We start from the raw sequence: 17,459 nt of genomic DNA, 5'->3' as shown, positions 1-17,459 counted from the left end.
CAGGGGTGACTGAATCGGGGGACCACGGTGCCGGACTGACTCCGGACGACATCGACGAGCTGGCGCGGAGTGCGCGGGACGGCGACCGGGACGCCCTCGAATCGCTGCTCGGAACCGTACGTCCGCGGGTGCTCAACATCTGCCGCGGAGTGCTCCCCTACTCCGGCGACGCCGAGGATGCGTGCCAGGAGGCGATGCTCAACGTCGCGACCAAGATCCACACCTGGGGCGGGCGCGGCCGGTTCACCACGTGGTTGCACGTCGTGGCAGTCAACAGTGCCCGTACGACGTACCGGCGGCTGAAGAACCTGGCGACGCCGACCGACTTCGAGGACGGCACCCACGACCGCCCCGACCCGCGTACGACCAGCGTCATCGCCGGCACCCGCCTCGACCTTCTCGAGGCGATGGAGACGATCGAGCGCGACCACCCCCAGTTCGTGGAGCCGCTGCTGCTCCGCGACGTCTACGGACTGCCCTACGACGAGATCGCCGCGCTGGTCGGCGCGCCGCTCGGGACCGTGAAGGCCCAGATCCACCACGGCCGCAAGCTGGCGCGTCCGCTGCTGCGGGGCGATCGATGAGCCTGCGGCGACGCCTCCCGGCACTCCTCGCGTGCACCGCACTGCTCGCCGGCTGCTCGTCGAGCGCCGACGCACCCGACGAGCTCACCACCCCTACCGCCGAGCCCTCCGCCGCGGACGACTCCGGCACCGGCACGGAGCAGGGCGCGGCCGCGGCGTCGTCGGAACCGGTGCTCACCGAGCCCGTCGAGCAGGCCCTCGACACGGCGGTGTCGGAGCCCGTCGAGGACAGCGTCTACCCCGCCGTCGGCGACCCGCGGGTCGACGCCCTGCTCTACGACCTCGACCTGTCGTGGGACCCCGACGCCCGCAGGCTCACTGCCAGTGCGGCCCTCACCTTCCGGGCCGCCCGTACGGCTCCGCGCTTCCAGCTCGACCTCGGCCGGGGACTCACGGTCGGTCGGGTCTCCCTCGACGGCGAGCCCGTCGCCTTCGCCCGACGCGGCAAGGACCTGGTCCTCAAGGCGCCGATCGAGGCGGATGCGCGCTACGAGCTGACGATGGACTACGTCGGCACGCCGAGACCCGCGCCGGCCCCGACGACGCGGCGCGACTTCTCCACGACCGGCTTCACGATCACCGACACCGGCGAGGTCTGGACGATGCAGGAGCCCTTCGGCGCCTACACGTGGTACCCCGTCAACGATCAGCCGTCCGACAAGGCGCTCTACGACGTCACGATCACCGCACCGGCTCCCTGGACCGGGATCTCCAACGGCCACCTCACCCAGCTGGTGACCGCGGACGGACGGACGAGCACGTCGTGGCAGCTCACCGAGCCCGCGTCGTCGTACCTCGTCACCCTCGCGATCGGCGACTACGCCCACAGCAGCAACACGACGGCCGGCGGCCTGCGCGTCGACTACTGGACGCCGCGCGGCATGGTGCTCGGGGTCGACCAGGTCCAGACGGCGGCGGCGTCGATCGACTGGATCGAGGGCAGGCTCGGGCCCTACCCGTTCGACTCCCTGGGCCTCGTCGTGACCGCGTCGCAGAGCGCGATGGAGACCCAGACCATGGTCACGCTGGGCAACAACGAGTACGTCCTGTCTCCGCAGGTGATCGCCCACGAGCTCGTGCACCAGTGGTACGGCGACCAGGTGTCACCTGCCGACTGGCGCGACGTGTGGCTCAACGAGGGCATGACGATGCTCATGCAGTGGATCTACGAGGACGAGCACGACATCCGGCCGCTGCGCGGGACGATCCAGCAGGCCCGCGCCGGCGACCAGGGCCTGCGCGACGAGTACGGACCTCCGGGGGCGTACGACCCGCAGCAGTTCGGCGGGTCCAACATCTACTACACGCCGGCCCTCATGTGGAACGAGCTGCGCCTCGCGCTCGGTGACGACGAGTTCTTCCGGATCGCCCGGTCGTGGCTGGGCCAGCACGACAACACGTCCGTGACCCGCGAGCAGATCTTCGCGCACTGGGAGTCCGAGACCGGCCGCGAGCTGTCGGACTTCTTCGCCCGCTGGATCACCGGCCGGACCACCCCCGACGCCGGAGTGCCGAAGGCGTGAGCCGCCTGTCCGCGCGCGACCTGATCGACCTGGTGCTGGACGACGACTCGTGGTCCTCCTGGGACACCACGCCGTCGCGAGAGGGGGTCAGCGACGCGTACGCCGCCGAGCTCGCCGCGGCGGCCGCGAAGTCCGGCGTCGACGAGTCGGTGCTCACCGGTGAGGCACGGCTCCACGGGCGACGGATCGGCGTGCTCGTGGGCGAGTTCGGCTTCCTGGCCGGCTCCATCGGCCGGGCCTCCGCCGACCGCATCGTCGCCGGGATCGAGCGCGCCACGCGCGAGGGGCTGCCGCTGGTCGCGGCCCCCATCAGCGGCGGCACCCGGATGCAGGAGGGCACGCCCGCCTTCGTCCAGATGGTGCGGATCTCCGCCGCCGTCGCGGCCCACCGCACGGCCGGGCTGCCCTACCTCGTCTACCTGCGCAACCCGACCACCGGCGGGGTGATGGCCTCGTGGGGCTCGCTCGGCCACGTGACGGTGGCCGAGCCGGGTGCCCTCGTCGGCTTCCTCGGCCCGCGGGTCTACGAGGCGCTCTACGGACGCGCGTTCCCGGGAGACGTACAGACCTCGGAGAACCTCTACGCCCACGGCATCATCGACGCCGTCCTGCCGCCCGACGAGATCGCCGACATCCTCGACCGCGCGCTGACGATCCTGATGGCCGCGCGCGAGGGCGTCGCGCCGGTGGCCGACCCGGGGCAGGAGTCGGTCCCCGACGTCGACGCCTGGGACTGCGTGACCCGTTCGCGGCGCCCGGACCGGCCCGGCGTACGCCGTCTGCTGCGCTACGCCGCCAGCGACGTGGTCCCCCTCAACGGCACCGGGCAGGGCGAGTCGGACCCCGGCCTGCTGATCGCCCTGGCCCGGTTCGGCGAGGCGCCGTGCGTCTTCCTCGGCCAGGACCGGCGCGGCCAGACGACCGACCACCCGATGGGACCCGAGGCGCTGCGCGAGGCACGGCGCGGGATGCGGCTGGCCTCCGAGCTCGGGCTGCCGCTGGTGACCGTGATCGACACGCAGGGTGCGGCGCTGTCGGCGGACGCGGAGAACGGCGGCCTGGCCGGCGAGATCGCCCGTTCGCTTGCCGACCTGGTGACGCTCGACGCGCCGACGCTCTGCCTGATGCTCGGCGAGGGCAACGGCGGCGGCGCACTTGCGCTGCTGCCCGCCGACCGCGTGGTCGCGGCCCAGCACGCGTGGCTCTCGCCGCTCCCGCCCGAGGGCGCGTCCGCGATCGTCCACCGCGACCTCGACCACGCCGCGGAGATGGCCCGCGCCCAGCAGGTGCGGGCGCTCGACCTCTACCGCCGCGGCATCGTCGACCGGATCGTGGCGGAGAAGCCCGACGCCGCCGACGAGCCCGAGGAGTTCTGCCGCCGGGTCGGGGCCGTGCTCGAGCACGAGCTCAGCGCGCTCCTCATCGCCGGACCGGGCTCGCCGGAGAAGCGGGCCCGCCGCTACGTCTGAGGTTGTGTCGAGCGGTGCGTGAGGGGGATTCCACCCTCGCGGAATCCTCCTGGCTCACCGCTCACCAGCGTGTCCGGTGTGTCGCATGCCAGGGCGGTGCGTGAGGCGGATTCCACCCTCGCGGAATCCTCCTGGCTCACCGCTTGTCGGCGGCCGCGTCCTCCTGGGCCTCGACGACCTCGGCCTCGGTGACGGCTTCCGGCTCCTCGGCGGGCGCCTCGTCGGCCTCGGGCGCCTCGGCCGCGGGCGCGTCCGCGGGCACGTCGGGGCGTACGTCCGCCGCGACCGGCTGCGGCTCCTCGGGCAGCACCACCCCGGGCACGGTGCCGGTGAGGGTCGCGAGCATCTGGCGCACGTTGGAGAGCTGGGCGTTGATGCTGTCGCGACGCTGGGCGGCCGCTCCGAGCTCGCGGTCGGACTCCGCGCGCACCCGGTCGGCCGTCGAGCGGGCGTCGGAGACCATCGTGGTGGAGCGCTCCTCGGCGTCGGCGAGCATCCGCGCGATGCGGGACTCGGCCTCGCTGCGGGTGCGTTCCATCGAGGCCTCGGCGTCGCGGTTGCGGGCGGTCATCGCGTCGAGCTCGGCCTGGGTGGCGGCTTGCTGGGCCTGGAACTCCGACGTCGCCTTCTGGCGCCGCTCGGCCAGCGTCGTCTCGAAGTCGGCCGCGGACTGCGCGGCCTTCGCCCGGGCGTCCTCGTAGAGGGCCTCGGCCTCGGCGCGGCGGGCGGACGCATCGCGCTCCGCGGCGTCGCGCTCGGACTCGGCCGCGGTCCGGGCGTCGGCGACGAGCCGGCCGCCCTCGGCCTCGGCGTCGCGCCGGGTCTCGTCGGCGTAGCGGTCGGCCTCCGAGCGCACCGTCCCCGCCTCCACCTCGGCGTCCTTGCGCAGCGCCTCCACCTCGCCGACCACGCGGTCGCGGATCTCCGCCGCCTCGGCCTCGGCGAGGGCCAGGATCTGGCCGACGCGCTCGCCGAGGTGGGCGTACGTCGGCGCCTCGGGCTCCTGCGACTCCCGCGAGACGAGCGCCTCCCGGGACGTCGTCGCCTCCCCGCGCGCCTGGTCGGCGGCGGCCTCCGCAGACGCGAGCCGGGTGCGGAGGTCCTCGGCCTCGCTCCGGGCCTGGCCGATGGCGCGCTCCACCTCCGCCGGGTCGTACCCGCGGCGCACGGTCGTGAACATCTCGTCAGGCATCGGGGGTCTCCTGGTCAGGGGTGGAGGGCTGCGGGTGTGACGGGGGGTCGGTCTGCTGGGGATCGGCGGCGGCGCCGCGCTCGGGGACGGAGAGCGCCTCGATGACGCCGGACAGCTGGCCGAGCTCGGCGGCGATGCCGTCGCGGCGGGTCTGGAGCTGGGCGATCTCGGCGCGCGCCCGCTCGAGGGCGCGCTGGGCGCCCTCGCGCAGCTGGTCGGCCTCGGCGCGGCCCTCGGCGACGAGCGCCAGCGACTCCTCTCGGGCGCGGCGCCGGTCCTCGGCTGCCGTGGCGCGGCTGCGGGTGACCTCCTCGGCCACGAGGCTCCGGAGGCTGGCGGCACCGGTCTCGGCCTCGGCACGCCTGCGCTCGAGGCGCTCGACGGCACGCTCCGACTCGTCGGTCGCGTCGGCCACGATCCGGGCCGCCTCCGCCTCGGCCTGCACGAGGGCGGCGTTGGCCTCGGCCTTCCGCTCGCCCGCGACGGTGCTCGCGTCCTTGGCGATCTCCTCGGCGCGCTGCTGGGCCTCGGCCATCTCGAGCGCGACCCTGCCGTTGACCGCGGCGATGACGCCCTGCACACGCTCGCGCACGAGGCGTACGTGCTCGCCGGCATCCGCGTACGCGGCCTTGCGCGTCGCCTCGGCCTCGGCCGACGCACCGGAGAGCACCGAGTGCACGGTGGCCGTGGCCCACTCGGTCTGCTCGGCGGCGTTGCGCAGCTGCTCCTCGCTCTCGGCCCGGGCAGCGGCCAGCGTGTCCTCGGCGGCCTGGCGCATCCGCTCGGTCTCGGCGCCGGTCGTGCGGCGCAGGTCCTCGACGTGCAGCGACGCCTCGTCGCGCATGCGGGCGGACTCGATCGACGCGGTCGCCCGCAGCGACTCGGACTCCACCGTCGCCGACCCGAGGTGCTGCTGGCCGGCGGCGCGGGCCTCCTCGACGAGCCGGGTCGCCGTCTCCTGCGCGGTCGTGACGATGGACTCCGCCTCGGCCCGGGCGCCCTCGAGCAGCGCCGCCTTCTCGGCGGCAGCCATGTCGCGCAGCTCCTGCGACTCGGCGCGGAGCGCCACGGCGTCGTCGGTGGCCCGGGCGCGCAGCCCGTCGCCCTCGGTCCGCGCCGCCTCGACCTGCTCGTCGCGGGCCGCCTCCGCCGAGCTCATCAGCAGGGCGGACTGCTCGTTGGCGTCGACCACGATCGTGGCCGCCTCCTCGGACGCGCCGGCGAGCACCTGCTCCGCCTGCTTGCGCGCCCGGCCGGCCTCGGCGCGGTCGGCCTCGGCCCCGGCCACCAGGCGGCGGGCCTCCTCGCGCAGCACCGCGAGATCGGCGGTGAGCCGCTCGGCCTCCTGTCGCGCCTCGCTCTGCAGCTGGTCGGCCACCTGCTGGGCGCGGGCCAGCAGGGCGGCCGTCGAGGGGTCGCCCGAGGAGGCTGTGGCGGCATCGAGGGCCATCTGCCCGCTCCCTTCGCGCGCGTTCCGAGGCCGACAGTGTGGCAGCGCGACCGCACCGCTGACAAAGGGGCCAGTGGTTGCGCCCAGAGCGAACCACCTTGTCCCCCCGACCCGGCGGCCGGTGGAGTGGACCCATGAAGCTCCTGGTGCTCGGCGGAACCCGCTTCCTCTCCCGCGAGACGGCCACCCAGGCGGTCGCTCGCGGCTGGGACGTCACCTGCGCGTGCCGCGGGGAGTCCGGTCCCCTCCCAGAGGGTGGGACGCACCTGCCGTGGGACCGCAACGACGACGCGCCCGCCGCGATCACGGACGGCTGGTGGGATGCCGTCGTCGACGTGACCCGACTCCCCTCCCACGCGCGCCGCGCGGTCGAGGCGACCGCCGATGCGCACTGGGTCTTCGTCTCGACGATCAACGTCTATCCCGACAATTCCTCCTCCGAGATGGGCCCGCTCGCCGACCCGATCACCGAGGACGTGGACCTCGCGGTGGATCCCGAGGCGTACGGCGGCATGAAGGTCGCCTGCGAACAGGCCGCCCAGTCGGTCGCGGCATCGTCGGTCATCGCGCGGCCGGGACTCATCGTCGGCCCCGGCGACCCGACCGGCCGGTTCGCCCACTGGCCCCAGCGGCTGGCGCGCGGCGGCGAGGTCCTCGCCCCCGGCACCCCGGACGACGTGGTCCAGGTGATCGACGTACGCGACCTCGCGACCTGGCTGCTCGACCTCGCGGAGTCCCGTACGACCGGCGTGTTCGACGCGGTCGGGCAGCCGGTGCCGTTCGGCGAACTGCTGGCCGGAGTGGCTGCGGGCGTCGGGTCACCCGACCCCGACCTCACGTGGGTGGACTCGGCGTTCCTCGAGGCGCACGACGTCGTGCCGTGGGCCGGTGAGGGCTCGTTGCCGCTCTGGCTGCCGCGACCGGAGTACGACGGCATGCTGGCGCGCGACCCCGGACCGGCCGTGGCCGCCGGGCTTCAGTTGCGCCCGGTGGCGGAGACCGCACCCGGCTGCCTCGACTCCCCCGTCACCGCACTGACCGCCGAGCGGGAGGCCGAGGTTCTCGCCGCCTGGCACGCTCGCACCCTGGGTATCTAGGGACGAAATGGTAGGTCGGACGCCGGTCCGGCCTACCAGAACGTCCCTAGATACCGAGTCAGAAGAGGAGGGCGGTCCCGGGGTCCGACAGCATCCCGGCGACGTCGGCCAGGAAGCGCGAGCCCTTCTCGCCGTCGATGTGACGGTGGTCGAAGGACAGCGCCAGCGTCGTGACGTCGCGGACGACGATCTCGCCGGTCTCGTCGTCGACCCAGGGCCGCTTGTTGATCGCGCCGAAGCACAGGATCGCGGACTCGCCCGGGTTGATGATCGGCGTGCCGGCGTCGACGCCGAAGACGCCGACGTTGGTGATCGTGAACGTGCCGCCTGCCATCTCCGCGGGCTGCGTCTTGCCGTCGCGCGCGGTGGCGGTGAGCTGGCCCAGCGCCGCCGCCAGCTCGGTCATCGACAGGGCGTCGGCGTCCTTGACGTTGGGCACGACCAGGCCCCGCGGCGTGGCGGCCGCGATGCCGAGGTTCACGTAGCTCTTGTAGACGACCTCCTGGGCGGCGTCGTCCCAGAACGAGTTGATCTCCGGGGTCTTCTTGATCGCGAGGATCACCGCGCGCGACAGGACGAGCAGCGGGTTGACCCGTACGTCGCGCAGGTCGGAGCGTTTCTTGAGCCGCGCCACGAGCTGCATCGTCGCCGTCACGTCGACGGTGATCCACTCGGTGACGTGCGGGCTGGTGAAGGCCGACTGGCTCATCGCCGTCGCCATCATCTTGCGCACGCCCTTGATCGGCTCGCGGGTCTCGCGGGTCTCGATACGGCCCTCGTTCCTCGGGTCTACTCGACCACCGACAGCGGCCGTTGCGGGGGCGGCGGCGGGCGCACCCGACGAGGCACCCTGGACGTCGTCGCGGGTGATCGAGCCCGACGGCCCGGTGCCGGTCAGCGTGGTGAGGTCGACGCCGAGGTCCTTGGCGAGCTTGCGCACCGGCGGCTTCGCCAGCGCGCGTACGTCGCTGGGCTCGGCCTGCGCGGACGCCGGCACGAGCGCCTCGGCGGGGGCAGCCGCGGGGGCGGGCCGCTGGTCGACGGCCGGGACCGGCGACTCGTCGGCGGGCAGCACGTCCTGCGACTGGGCACCACCGGGAGCGAAGGCGCCCTGCAGCTGCAGCTGGGCCTGGGCGCCGGCGTCGGTGCTCGGCGAGGCGGAGCCCCGGCGGGCGCGACGCATCGGGCCCTTGTCGGCCTTGATCCGGCCCACGAGGGACGCACCCTCCATCGACCCGGAAGCGGCTGGGTTGGACAGGTCCATCTCCGAGAGGTCGGCCTCGGCCGCGCCGGCCTTCTGAGCCATGCCCAGGTAGGGGTCCGACTCGGTCTGCTCGGTCGGGGCGGCCGGAGCAGCCGGCTCCTCCCCGGCAGCACCGATCGCGATGATCGGCGTACCGACCGGCACCATCTCGCCCTCCGCGACGAGCAGCGCCAGGACGGTGCCCTCGTAGGGCGAGGGCAGCTCGACGAGCGACTTGGCGGTCTCGATCTCGACGATCACGTCGTTGATCTCGATCGTGTCGCCGACCTTCACCTTCCAGGCGACGATCTCGGCCTCGGTGAGGCCCTCACCGACATCAGGGAGCAGGAACTCGGACATCGCGTGCCTCTCAGAAAGCGAACGTGCGGTCGACGGCGTCGAGCACGCGGTCGAGGTCGGGGAGGTACTCCTCCTCGATCCGCGAGGGCGGGTAGGGCATGTCGAAGGCGCCGACGCGGAGCACCGGGGCCTCGAGGGAGTAGAAGCACTGCTCGGTGATGCGGGCCGCGACCTCCGCGCCCATGCCGAGGTTGACGTGCGCCTCGTGGGTGATCACGCAGCGACCCGTCCGGCGTACGGACTCGAAGACCGGGCCCATGTCGAGCGGCGAGAGCGTGCGCAGGTCGATGACCTCGAGGCTGCGGCCCTCGGACTCGGCGGCCTCGGCGCACTTGAGCGCGGTCTTCACGGTCGGGCCGTAGGCCAGCACGGTCGCGTCGGTGCCGGCGCGTACGACGCGCGAGGTGAAGAGCGGCTCGGGCGTCGCCGACTCGTCGAGATCGGCCTTGTCGGCGTGGTACTGCCGCTTCGGCTCGAGGAAGATGACCGGGTCGTCGTGGGCGATGGCCTGCTGGATCATCCAGTAGCCGTCGACCGGGTTGGAGCAGGCCACCACCTTGAGGCCGGGGGTGTGCGCGAACTGCGCCTCCGGGCTCTCGGAGTGGTGCTCGACCGCGCCGATGCCGCCGCCGAAGGGGATGCGGATGACGATCGGCATCTTCACCTTGCCCTGCGAGCGGTAGGTGTACTTCGCGACCTGGCACACGATCTGGTCGTACGCCGGGTAGACGAAGCCGTCGAACTGGATCTCGACCACGGGGCGATAGCCGCGCAGCGCCATGCCGACCGCGGTGCCGACGATGCCGGACTCGGCCAGGGGCGAGTCGATGACGCGGTCCTCGCCGAAGTCCTTCTGCAGGCCGTCGGTGATGCGGAAGACGCCGCCGAGCTTGCCGACGTCCTCACCCATGAGCAGGACCTTGTCGTCCGCCTCCATCGCCTTGCGCAGGCCCATGTTGAGGCCCTTGGCGAGAGTGATCTTCTGCGTGCTCATGCGTGGGCCCCTTCTGACTGGCCGAGCTCAAAGGAAGCGAGGTAGGCCGCGAAGCCGTCACGCTGCTCGCGGATCTCGTCGGTCATCTCGCTGAAGACGTAGCCGAACTGGTCCAGCGGCTTGGGGTCGGGCAGCGCCTTGCACCCCTCACGGAGGTGGTGGCCCAGCGCCTTGGCCTCGGCATCGAGGTCGTCGAAGAACTGCTGGTCGACCAGGCCGTTGCGGCGCAGGTAGACCTTGAGCCGCTCGATCGGGTCCTTGAGCTTCCAGTGCTCGAGCTCGTCGTTGAGGCGGTAGCGCGTCGGGTCGTCGGTCGTGGTGTGCGCGCCCATCCGGTACGTGTACGCCTCGACGAACGACGGCCCGTTGCCGTCGCGGGCCCGCTGCAGTGCGGCCTTCGTGACGGCGTACGTCGCCAGCACGTCGTTGCCGTCGACGCGGATGCCCGGGAAGCCGAAGCCCAACGCGCGCTGGTAGAGCGGGATACGGGTCTGGCGCTCGATCGGCTCCGAGATGGCCCACTGGTTGTTCTGGCAGAAGAACACGACCGGGGCGTTGTAGGACGCGGCGAAGATGAACGCCTCGTTGACGTCGCCCTGCGAGGAGGCGCCGTCGCCGAAGTGGGCGAGTACGGCCGAGTCGCGCTCGGGGTCGCCGGTGCCGACGACGCCGTCACGCTGCATGCCCATCGCGTAGCCGGTGGCGTGGAGCGTCTGGGCGCCGATGACGATCGTGTAGAGGCCGAAGTTGTTCTCGTTGGGGTCCCAGCCGCCCTGGTCGACGCCGCGGAACAGGCCGAGCAGCCGCAGCGGGTCGACGCCCTTGCAGTAGGCGACGCCGTGCTCGCGGTAGGTCGGGAAGGCGTAGTCCTGGGGACGCATCGCGCGACCGGCGCCGATCTGCGCGGCCTCCTGGCCGAGCAGCTGGGCCCAGATGCCGAGCTCGCCGTGGCGCTGGAGGGCCGTGGCCTCGACGTCGATCCGCCGGGTCAGCACCATGTCGCGGTAGAGGCCGCGCAGCTCCTCGGCGGAGAAGTCGTGGTCGAAGTCGGGGTGGTGCACGCGCTCGCCCTCGGGCGTCAGCAGCTGGACGAGGTCGGGGCCACCGTCGGACTGCGAGGGCCCGAAGACCTCCGCCAGGTCGGGGCCGAAACTCACAGGATCGGTCAACGGACTCTCCTTCAACAGCTAGCGGCAGTCGCGGGATCGCCGGACGCCGACGGCTTGCAGGCGTGGTCGTCGGCGTGTGTGACCCCGACCACATGATCGGGCTCAACGTATCGGCCGCAGCCTGCCAGCACCAATCTGACGGGAGGCCCACGGGGGCATGGATGAGCCGGCGCCGACGGACTCGTGGGTGACCCGTCGACGCCGGCTCGCCTCCATTGGGGGTGGAGGCTCCGGGCAGCAGAGACCGCTACCCGGCGGGGGGGGTCGTCGGGTGTTTCCCGAGCATCAGGTCGCGGTCAGGTCCTGGTCCGAGGCTTGAAGCACCACACAGCCCGAGGAGGGATGGCATCAACCCGTCAGTCCTTCTGCAGAGCGGACGAGTGATCTACCGGTGCGACGTCGTCGGACGCGGAGGCCCGGGGCCCCACCGCCGACAGCCCGCCGACGGCCAGACCGACCGCCAGCAAGGCCAACAGGGCACGTCGCATGACAAGCTCCTCTGGTTGCCTTACTGGTTCAAAGGATTCACCCCGGCAGGGTCGCCGCGCTCGCGCGCGCGAGGCGGCAACCCTCCTCGGAGGACGCGGGCTCTACTACCCGTCGCAGTTGGCCGGCGAGATGGCCGAGGCCGTGAACGCCTCACCCGTACGAAGGACGGCGCAGGAGCCCACAGCGAGCAGCCTGAACGTGATCCTCGACGAGAACGTGCTGGACGACCCGAGGGAGTTGGACTCGATCCAGTACGTCGCATTGCTGGTGCCGGCCGGAACGAGGACGTTCCCCCCGGCGATCCCGCCCGGGCAAGCAGGCGAAGGCGGGGTGACCAGCGTGCAGTCGTTCTGGCTCGGCACGGTGTGGTTGGGCGTGGCGAAGATGCCGCGGACGCCGACCGCAGTGCCGTCACCGGGCGTCGCGGACGTGGGCGCGGTCGCGCAGTTGCAGGTGAACATGGCCGTGATCTGGAAGATGATGTCGGTGGGCCCCGGATTGCTCAGCGTCAACGGGACCTGCAGCGTCTTGTCGCCTCCGCAGCCCTTCTGCTGCGCCCCGGTGTTTCCGCAGGCACCGCCGAAGTTGATGACGGGCGGCGGCGGCACGTTGGATGCTGCGAACGCCGGCACGGTGGTCGCGACTGCGACGACCGGAACCGTCCAGGCTGCGCCCCGAACGACGGTGCGGCGAGTGAAGTCAGACATGGTTGTGGTCCCCTTGATTGGTGGAGTGTGTGGCCGGCGCCCCAAAGCCGACGACCACCGCAAGCCGTCGCCCCCAAAGCGACCGGCTGCACATCAAGGGTCTCCCCTTGGCAAGCCGCAACACAGGGCCTGATCCAAGGTGGCGGGCTATCTGCGTGAGGCCTTGACAGAGTCTTGGTGTATCAGCCCGGATAGGGGCCGAATGGACTAGGCCCTTCCACCCCTTCGATCCGCCATCCATCTCCACGGGAACGCCGGAAACGCGCTCGAACCCCTGCCGGAGCCGCCGGATCGGCGTACACCGGGACGTGCCGAGCAGTCCACGACAGGGCGTTCCGGGCGCGCTCGTACGCCGGGCGGCGGGCGCGCTCGGCGAGCTGGTCAGGACTACGGACGCACCGCGGAGTGGTGCGCCGGCGCACTGTCTCCCGACGCGGAGGCCCGAGGTTGCACGGCCGTCAGGCCGCCTGCGGTCAGGAAGATCGCCAGCAGCACGAGTGCCAGCCGGCGCATCACGTCGGGTTGCCGCTGCGCGGCGGGTCGGAGGCGCTGGCGCCCATCTGAGAGAAGTCAGACATCGGATGTCCCCTTGCTGCTGGCCGTGGATGAAATGACCGGCGCCCCAAAGCCGTCGACCACCGCACGCCGTCCGCCCCCCAAAGGCGGGCCGGCACTGCACTTTCGTCAGCCCTCACTGTCACCCCGTTTCGCGTCGCGCGTCGCGTCTTGCGCAAGGTGACGGCCTAACTGCACGGGGCCTTGACGGACTTTCGGGGCATCTGGCCCGTTAGCGGGGCAACTGGACCAGACAGACCCGTACGACACGAACGAGCCGGCGCCGACGGGTCCGTGGGTGAAACCGCCGACGCCGGCTCCCTCCATGGGGGGTGGAGGCTTGGGCGGCCAGGGATAACGCCGCCCGGGGTGAGGTCCGTGCCGCCCCACAGGTGAGTCGACTGACCTGTCCACGTTCCGCTTCCGGGAGTGCGCGCGACGGGCCCGGATCGAAGTCGTGGACTACCTCCAGCCCGCCTTGACCGAACCTTCACTGCGCCGACCGGATAGAGGGCCGCCGGACGTCACCGGACCAGACCGGGGGCGGCGTACGACAGACCGGCGCCGACGAGCTCGTGGGTACTCGTCGGCGCCGGCGGCCTCCGTGTGGGCGGAGGCGTCAGGGGAGGTGCGGTGGGTCAGCGGGTCGTGCCGCGGAGCCCGGTGTCGGGCAGCACGCCCGGCGCCTGGCAGCGCTGCGGGATGCGCAGGCGGTCGAGGCGGGCGCCGTCGGCGCGCAGCGTGACCTGCGCCCGGGGGCGGCCGTGGGTGACGACCTGCTTGCGCGCCAGCGACTTCACGGCGACCTTGTGCACCTTCGTGCCGACCCGGAGCCGGTAGACGACGGTCCGTCCCGAGCGGTTGACCAGGTGGGCGCGGACGGTGCCCTGGCAGGTCACGCGGATCCGGCCGACGGCCTTGCCGAACGACTGCTCGCCGAGCACCTCGGGAGCGGGGCACACCGTCACCGTCTCGGTGTCGCTGGTCGCATCGGCCGACTCGCGGGCGAGGTTGACGTGGTCGGCACACACGCCGTCACCGGCCGCGAGCGCCAGCGAGGAGACCTTCACCAGCACCCGGTGGTCCGGGGCGGCCCAGACGTCGTCCCAGTCGAAGGTGCCGAGGTCGACCGCGGTGGCGCCGTCGAGGGAGTTGGTGACGGTGGTCAGCTCGTCGGTGCGCTGGTCGACGGCGTACGCGGCCTGCGCCACGGCGCTGGACGAGCCGGCCGCACGTGCGGCCTCGTCCTGCACCGCCGGCGCCTGCCACGACACGGTCACCGTCGTCGTCGCCGGGTCGGCCGGGACGCTGCCGGGGGCACAGGCGTAGGCGAAGGAGCTCGGGCCGGGGGGCAGCGTGACCTGGAGGCCCGTGGCGGGCGACTCGTCGGCCGCGGCGATCGCGCACGCGCCGGCACCCGCCAGGTCGGCGGACAGCTCGACGGGCAGGGCCTGCTCGTCGGGGTTCGTGACGCCGAGGGTGCCGCGGACCTCGAAGCCCGACCTCGCCGGCGACCCGAGCGCGGTCACGCCCACGGCGTAGTTGATCGTTGCGGTGGTGCCGCCGACGGCCGCGGAGGCGCGGTTGCGGTCGACCGCGTTGAAGACCTGCCACGCGTGGTCGACGTCGTACGTCGCGGAGACGGTGTTCGTGACCACGAGGGCGTCGCCCACGGCGGCCGATGCAGCGGTGGTCGACGCCGGGACGACCACGGCGGGCACGAGCAGCAGTGCCGCGAGGCGTCCGGTGCGTGCGGAGGTCGTCGAGCCGAAGAGAGTTCCCACAGTTGTCCCCTGTCGAGCACCCCGGGCGGACCCGGGGGGCCGTGCTCCCCACGAGTCGGCCTTCGAAGTGCAACCTTGGGGCACCGACACGCCACTCTCGCCCCACTAGGGTGAATCGCAGGGCTACCTACATGGGTCCTTGAGCAAAAGCACCGACCTCGGCCCGGATCGTCCAGTCAGCCACGCCCGTGGGGCGTGTGCCAGACCGACTCGTCCGGCCCGGCCGGCACGATCTGCATCGGATTGATGTCGGTGTGGACGTCGTAGTAGTGCCGCTTGATCTGGTCGAAGTCCACCTCGTCGCCGAAGCCCGGCGTCTGGAAGAGGTCCCGGGCGTAGGCCCACAGGTGCGGCATCTCGGTCAGCTTGTTGCGGTTGCACTTGAAGTGCCCGTGGTACACCGCATCGAAGCGCACGAGCGTGGTGAAGAGGCGTACGTCGGCCTCGGTGAGGCGCTCGCCCATGAGGTAGCGACGCTCGGCGAGGCGGTCCTCGAGCCAGTCCATCGCCGCCCACAGCCGCGCGTACGCGTCGTCGTACGCCTCCTGCGAGCCGGCGAAGCCGCAGCGGTAGACGCCGTTGTTGACCTCGGTGAAGACCCGCTTCATGACCCCCTCCATCTCCTCGCGGAGGTCGACGGGCCACAGGTCCGGGGCATCGGCACGCTGGTGCTCGCGCCACTCGAAGGCCAGGTCGTGGGTGATCTGCGGGAAGTCGTTGGTCACGACCTCGCCCGATGCGACGTCGACGATCGCCGGCACCGTGATGCCGCGCGGGTAGTCGGGGTCGCGGGCGAGGTAGGCCTCCTGGAGCCGCTCGATGCCGAGCACCGGGTCGCGACCGCCCTCGTCGAGGTCGAAGGTCCAGCTGCGGGCGTCGTGGGTCGGGCCGGGCGCGCCCCACGAGATGGCGTCCTCGAGGCCGAGCAGGCTGCGCACGATGATCGAGCGGTGCGCCCACGGGCAGGCGCGCGCGGCGACGAGGCGGTAGCGGCCGGGCTCGGCGCTCCACACCGGGACGTCGCGGGGGCTGTCCTTCGACCCGCTGGGGAAGGTGTCGTCGAGCGGGTCGACCGACGTGTCGCCGGCCAGGATGCGGTCGGGCAGGTAGGACATGTCGCGCTCGAAGGGCTTGCCCTCGGTGGTGTAGGTCGCCGTGTCGTTCACGCTTCAACCATACCGACGGCTCCACGCCGTACGGTCTGGGGCGTGAGCGCGACACCTCCCGGCCCCGCCGGCCCCGCCGTCTTCGCCACCAGCGACGCCCACGGCCACCTCGCCGAGCTCACCGCGGCGCTCCGGGCGCCCGGGCTCCTCGACGACGAAGCCCGCTGGTCGGGCGGCGACGCCCGGCTGTGGGTCCTCGGCGACCTCCTCGACCGCGGTCCGGACGGGCTCGGCGTGATCGCGCTCGTACGCCGGCTCACCGTCGAGGCCGCCGCCGCGGGAGGGGCGGTGCACACGGTGCTCGGCAACCACGAGGTCATCGCGCTGGGCACCCGGATGTTCGGCGACGCCGAGGTGGTCCACCGCGGCGTGCTCCGGACCTTCGGCTCGATCTGGGCCCGCAACGGCGGCCTCGCGTCCGACCAGGCCGGCATCGACGACGAGCTCTTCGCGTGGCTGGCCGACTTGCCGGCGATCGCCCGCGACGGCGACCACCTGCTGATGCACTCCGACACGGTCGGCTACCTCGAGTGGGGCAGCTCGGTCGACGCGATCAACCACGCGGTGCGATCGACGCTCGCCGGGGACGACCCGGTGGCGTGGTTCGACGTGCTCGTCCGGCTCGGTCGGCGCCACGAGTTCGCGGGCAGGTCCGGCCCGGCCGCCGCCCGCCGGCTCCTCGACACCCTCGGCGGCGAGCGGATCGTGCACGGGCACAGCATCATCGGCGACCTCTTCGGCGAGCGCTGCGACTCGTACACCGAGCCGCGGCTGTACGCCGACGGGCTCGCGCTCGACATCGACGGCGGGATCTACGAGGGCGGACCGTGCCTGGTCGCTCGCCTGTCGGGGTAGTCCACCGGGAAATGGCTGCCCCGCCCGGGTAGTCCACCGGGAAATGGCTGCCCCGCCCGGGTAGTCCACCGGGAAATGGCTGCCGGACGGGTCATCTGACGACCGGAACCCGGTGGACTACCCGACAGATCGCAAAGAAGTGTTTGCAAATAAGTCTTTGCAGTCGTAGCGTCGCCCCATGGCCTCCTCGATCACCCCGGACATCGCCGGGCTGCGCGCCCTCAGCCACCCGGTCCGGCTGCGGATGCTGACGCTCCTGCGCGGCGAGGGACCGGCCACCGCGACATCACTCGCGCAGCGGCTCGGCCTCAACACCGGGGCCACGAGCTATCACCTCCGCCAGCTCGCGCAGCACGGGTTCATCGAGGAGGACGCCGAGCGCGGCAACGCCCGCGACCGCTGGTGGCGCGCCGCTCACGAGAGCACCCGCACCGACTTCCGCGAGGAGGGCATCGTCGACAGCGACGTCGAGGCCTACCTGACGACCGTGGCGCTGATGTACGCCGACCGGATGCGCGCGGCCGTGTCGGAGATGTCGTTCCTCCCCGAGCCGTGGCGCAAGGTCGGCACCCTGAGCGACTGGGAGCTGAGGGTGACCCCGGCACAGGCCGAGGCCCTGGTGCAGAAGCTCGCCGAGCTGATCGAGGAGGCGCCCAAGTCCGACGACGGCGACGCGGCTCCGTTCGTGGTCAACCTCAACGCCTACCCGCGCCCCGGCCAGTCGTGGGGAGACCAGGAGGACGCCCGATGAGTAGCCCTGTGTCAACGTCAGGCGGCCTCGAGGTGGTTGAGGACTGCTTGCAGCGCGTTGTGTTGGGTGGG

Annotated in this window: 14 protein-coding genes; 6 read left to right on the top strand and 8 right to left on the bottom strand. The window is 72.3% G+C overall.

All coding sequences use genetic code 11. The features are described from left to right. The first annotated feature begins 5 nt into the window (after positions 1 to 5). From EUA94_RS14590 to EUA94_RS14580, 3 genes are read left to right on the top strand one after another with little or no spacing between them, the layout of a single operon-like run. On the top strand, positions 6 to 584 hold the full coding sequence (locus tag EUA94_RS14590) for an RNA polymerase sigma factor (protein WP_129427622.1): 579 nt from the start codon (positions 6 to 8) through the stop codon (positions 582 to 584). Continuing rightward, positions 581 to 2,107: a M1 family metallopeptidase gene (locus tag EUA94_RS14585; RefSeq protein WP_129427621.1), complete on the top strand. Its 1,527-nt coding sequence runs from the start codon at positions 581 to 583 to the stop codon at positions 2,105 to 2,107. The genes EUA94_RS14590 and EUA94_RS14585 overlap by 4 nt, the downstream gene beginning before the upstream one ends. Then, positions 2,104 to 3,576 (top strand): carboxyl transferase domain-containing protein, encoded by a 1,473-nt coding sequence (locus EUA94_RS14580; RefSeq protein WP_129427620.1) that lies wholly within the window; start codon positions 2,104 to 2,106, stop codon positions 3,574 to 3,576. The genes EUA94_RS14585 and EUA94_RS14580 overlap by 4 nt, the downstream gene beginning before the upstream one ends. Before the next feature lie 136 nt (positions 3,577 to 3,712). On the opposite strand, the gene EUA94_RS14575 is transcribed toward EUA94_RS14580, so the two are convergent. Together EUA94_RS14575 and EUA94_RS14570 are read right to left on the bottom strand one after the other, a co-directional pair. Beyond that, positions 3,713 to 4,768 carry a hypothetical protein gene (locus EUA94_RS14575; protein ID WP_129427619.1) on the bottom strand — a complete coding sequence of 352 codons (1,056 nt, stop codon included), beginning with the start codon at positions 4,766 to 4,768 and terminating at the stop codon, positions 3,713 to 3,715. Beyond that, positions 4,761 to 6,218, bottom strand: coding sequence for a coiled-coil domain-containing protein (locus EUA94_RS14570; RefSeq protein WP_129427618.1), 1,458 nt, complete (start codon positions 6,216 to 6,218; stop codon positions 4,761 to 4,763). Before EUA94_RS14570 ends, EUA94_RS14575 begins: the two co-directional genes overlap by 8 nt. 134 nt (positions 6,219 to 6,352) lie before the next feature. Here EUA94_RS14570 and EUA94_RS14565 point away from each other — a divergent pair, with 134 nt between their 5' ends. Continuing rightward, complete coding sequence (locus EUA94_RS14565) at positions 6,353 to 7,315, top strand: NAD-dependent epimerase/dehydratase family protein (protein WP_129427617.1); 963 nt, start codon at positions 6,353 to 6,355, stop codon at positions 7,313 to 7,315. A 58-nt stretch (positions 7,316 to 7,373) separates the two neighbouring features. Here EUA94_RS14565 and EUA94_RS14560 read toward each other — a convergent pair whose 3' ends face one another. The 6 genes from EUA94_RS14560 to EUA94_RS14535 form a co-directional block, all read right to left on the bottom strand. Beyond that, the gene (locus EUA94_RS14560) at positions 7,374 to 8,918 is read right to left on the bottom strand and encodes a dihydrolipoamide acetyltransferase family protein (RefSeq protein WP_129427616.1); all 1,545 of its coding nucleotides are present in this window, start codon (positions 8,916 to 8,918) and stop codon (positions 7,374 to 7,376) included. Positions 8,919 to 8,928: 10 nt separating this feature from the next. Beyond that, entirely contained in the window at positions 8,929 to 9,912 is a 984-nt protein-coding gene (locus EUA94_RS14555; RefSeq protein ID WP_129427615.1) for an alpha-ketoacid dehydrogenase subunit beta, read from the bottom strand. Then, on the bottom strand, positions 9,909 to 11,081 hold the full coding sequence (gene pdhA / locus EUA94_RS14550) for a pyruvate dehydrogenase (acetyl-transferring) E1 component subunit alpha (protein ID WP_422879903.1): 1,173 nt from the start codon (positions 11,079 to 11,081) through the stop codon (positions 9,909 to 9,911). Before pdhA ends, EUA94_RS14555 begins: the two co-directional genes overlap by 4 nt. A 593-nt stretch (positions 11,082 to 11,674) precedes the next feature. After that, complete coding sequence (locus tag EUA94_RS14545) at positions 11,675 to 12,277, bottom strand: hypothetical protein (protein ID WP_129427613.1); 603 nt, start codon at positions 12,275 to 12,277, stop codon at positions 11,675 to 11,677. Between the two features lie 1,193 nt (positions 12,278 to 13,470). Further along, complete coding sequence (locus EUA94_RS14540; RefSeq protein ID WP_129427612.1) at positions 13,471 to 14,616, bottom strand: hypothetical protein; 1,146 nt, start codon at positions 14,614 to 14,616, stop codon at positions 13,471 to 13,473. 176 nt (positions 14,617 to 14,792) lie between these two features. After that, complete coding sequence (locus EUA94_RS14535; protein ID WP_242494890.1) at positions 14,793 to 15,782, bottom strand: glutathione S-transferase family protein; 990 nt, start codon at positions 15,780 to 15,782, stop codon at positions 14,793 to 14,795. A 42-nt stretch (positions 15,783 to 15,824) separates the two neighbouring features. On the opposite strand from EUA94_RS14535, the gene EUA94_RS14530 reads away from it, so the two are divergent. Beyond that, a complete protein-coding gene (locus tag EUA94_RS14530; RefSeq protein WP_129427611.1) occupies positions 15,825 to 16,637 on the top strand; it encodes a metallophosphoesterase in 813 nt (270 codons plus the stop codon). Between the two features lie 178 nt (positions 16,638 to 16,815). Continuing rightward, on the top strand, positions 16,816 to 17,388 hold the full coding sequence (locus EUA94_RS14525; RefSeq protein ID WP_129427610.1) for an ArsR/SmtB family transcription factor: 573 nt from the start codon (positions 16,816 to 16,818) through the stop codon (positions 17,386 to 17,388). Positions 17,389 to 17,459: the final 71 nt, after the last annotated feature.

The organism is Nocardioides zhouii (assembly GCF_004137345.1).
GTDB classification, from domain to species: domain Bacteria; phylum Actinomycetota; class Actinomycetes; order Propionibacteriales; family Nocardioidaceae; genus Nocardioides; species Nocardioides zhouii.
Note: the sequence above shows the minus strand (reverse complement) of the source record. Positions and strands in the feature narration are given on the sequence as shown.

Excerpts from the sequence above, each read along its gene's own strand:
- EUA94_RS14555 (WP_129427615.1), bottom strand. The coding sequence starts at position 9,912 with ATGAGCACGCAGAAGATCACTCTCGCCAAGGGCCTCAACATGGGCCTG.
- EUA94_RS14575 (WP_129427619.1), bottom strand. The coding sequence starts at position 4,768 with ATGCCTGACGAGATGTTCACGACCGTGCGCCGCGGGTACGACCCGGCG.
- EUA94_RS14570 (WP_129427618.1), bottom strand. The coding sequence starts at position 6,218 with ATGGCCCTCGATGCCGCCACAGCCTCCTCGGGCGACCCCTCGACGGCC.
- EUA94_RS14525 (WP_129427610.1), top strand. The coding sequence starts at position 16,816 with ATGGCCTCCTCGATCACCCCGGACATCGCCGGGCTGCGCGCCCTCAGC.
- EUA94_RS14545 (WP_129427613.1), bottom strand. The coding sequence starts at position 12,277 with ATGTCTGACTTCACTCGCCGCACCGTCGTTCGGGGCGCAGCCTGGACG.
- EUA94_RS14565 (WP_129427617.1), top strand. The coding sequence starts at position 6,353 with ATGAAGCTCCTGGTGCTCGGCGGAACCCGCTTCCTCTCCCGCGAGACG.
- EUA94_RS14585 (WP_129427621.1), top strand. The coding sequence starts at position 581 with ATGAGCCTGCGGCGACGCCTCCCGGCACTCCTCGCGTGCACCGCACTG.
- EUA94_RS14560 (WP_129427616.1), bottom strand. The coding sequence starts at position 8,918 with ATGTCCGAGTTCCTGCTCCCTGATGTCGGTGAGGGCCTCACCGAGGCC.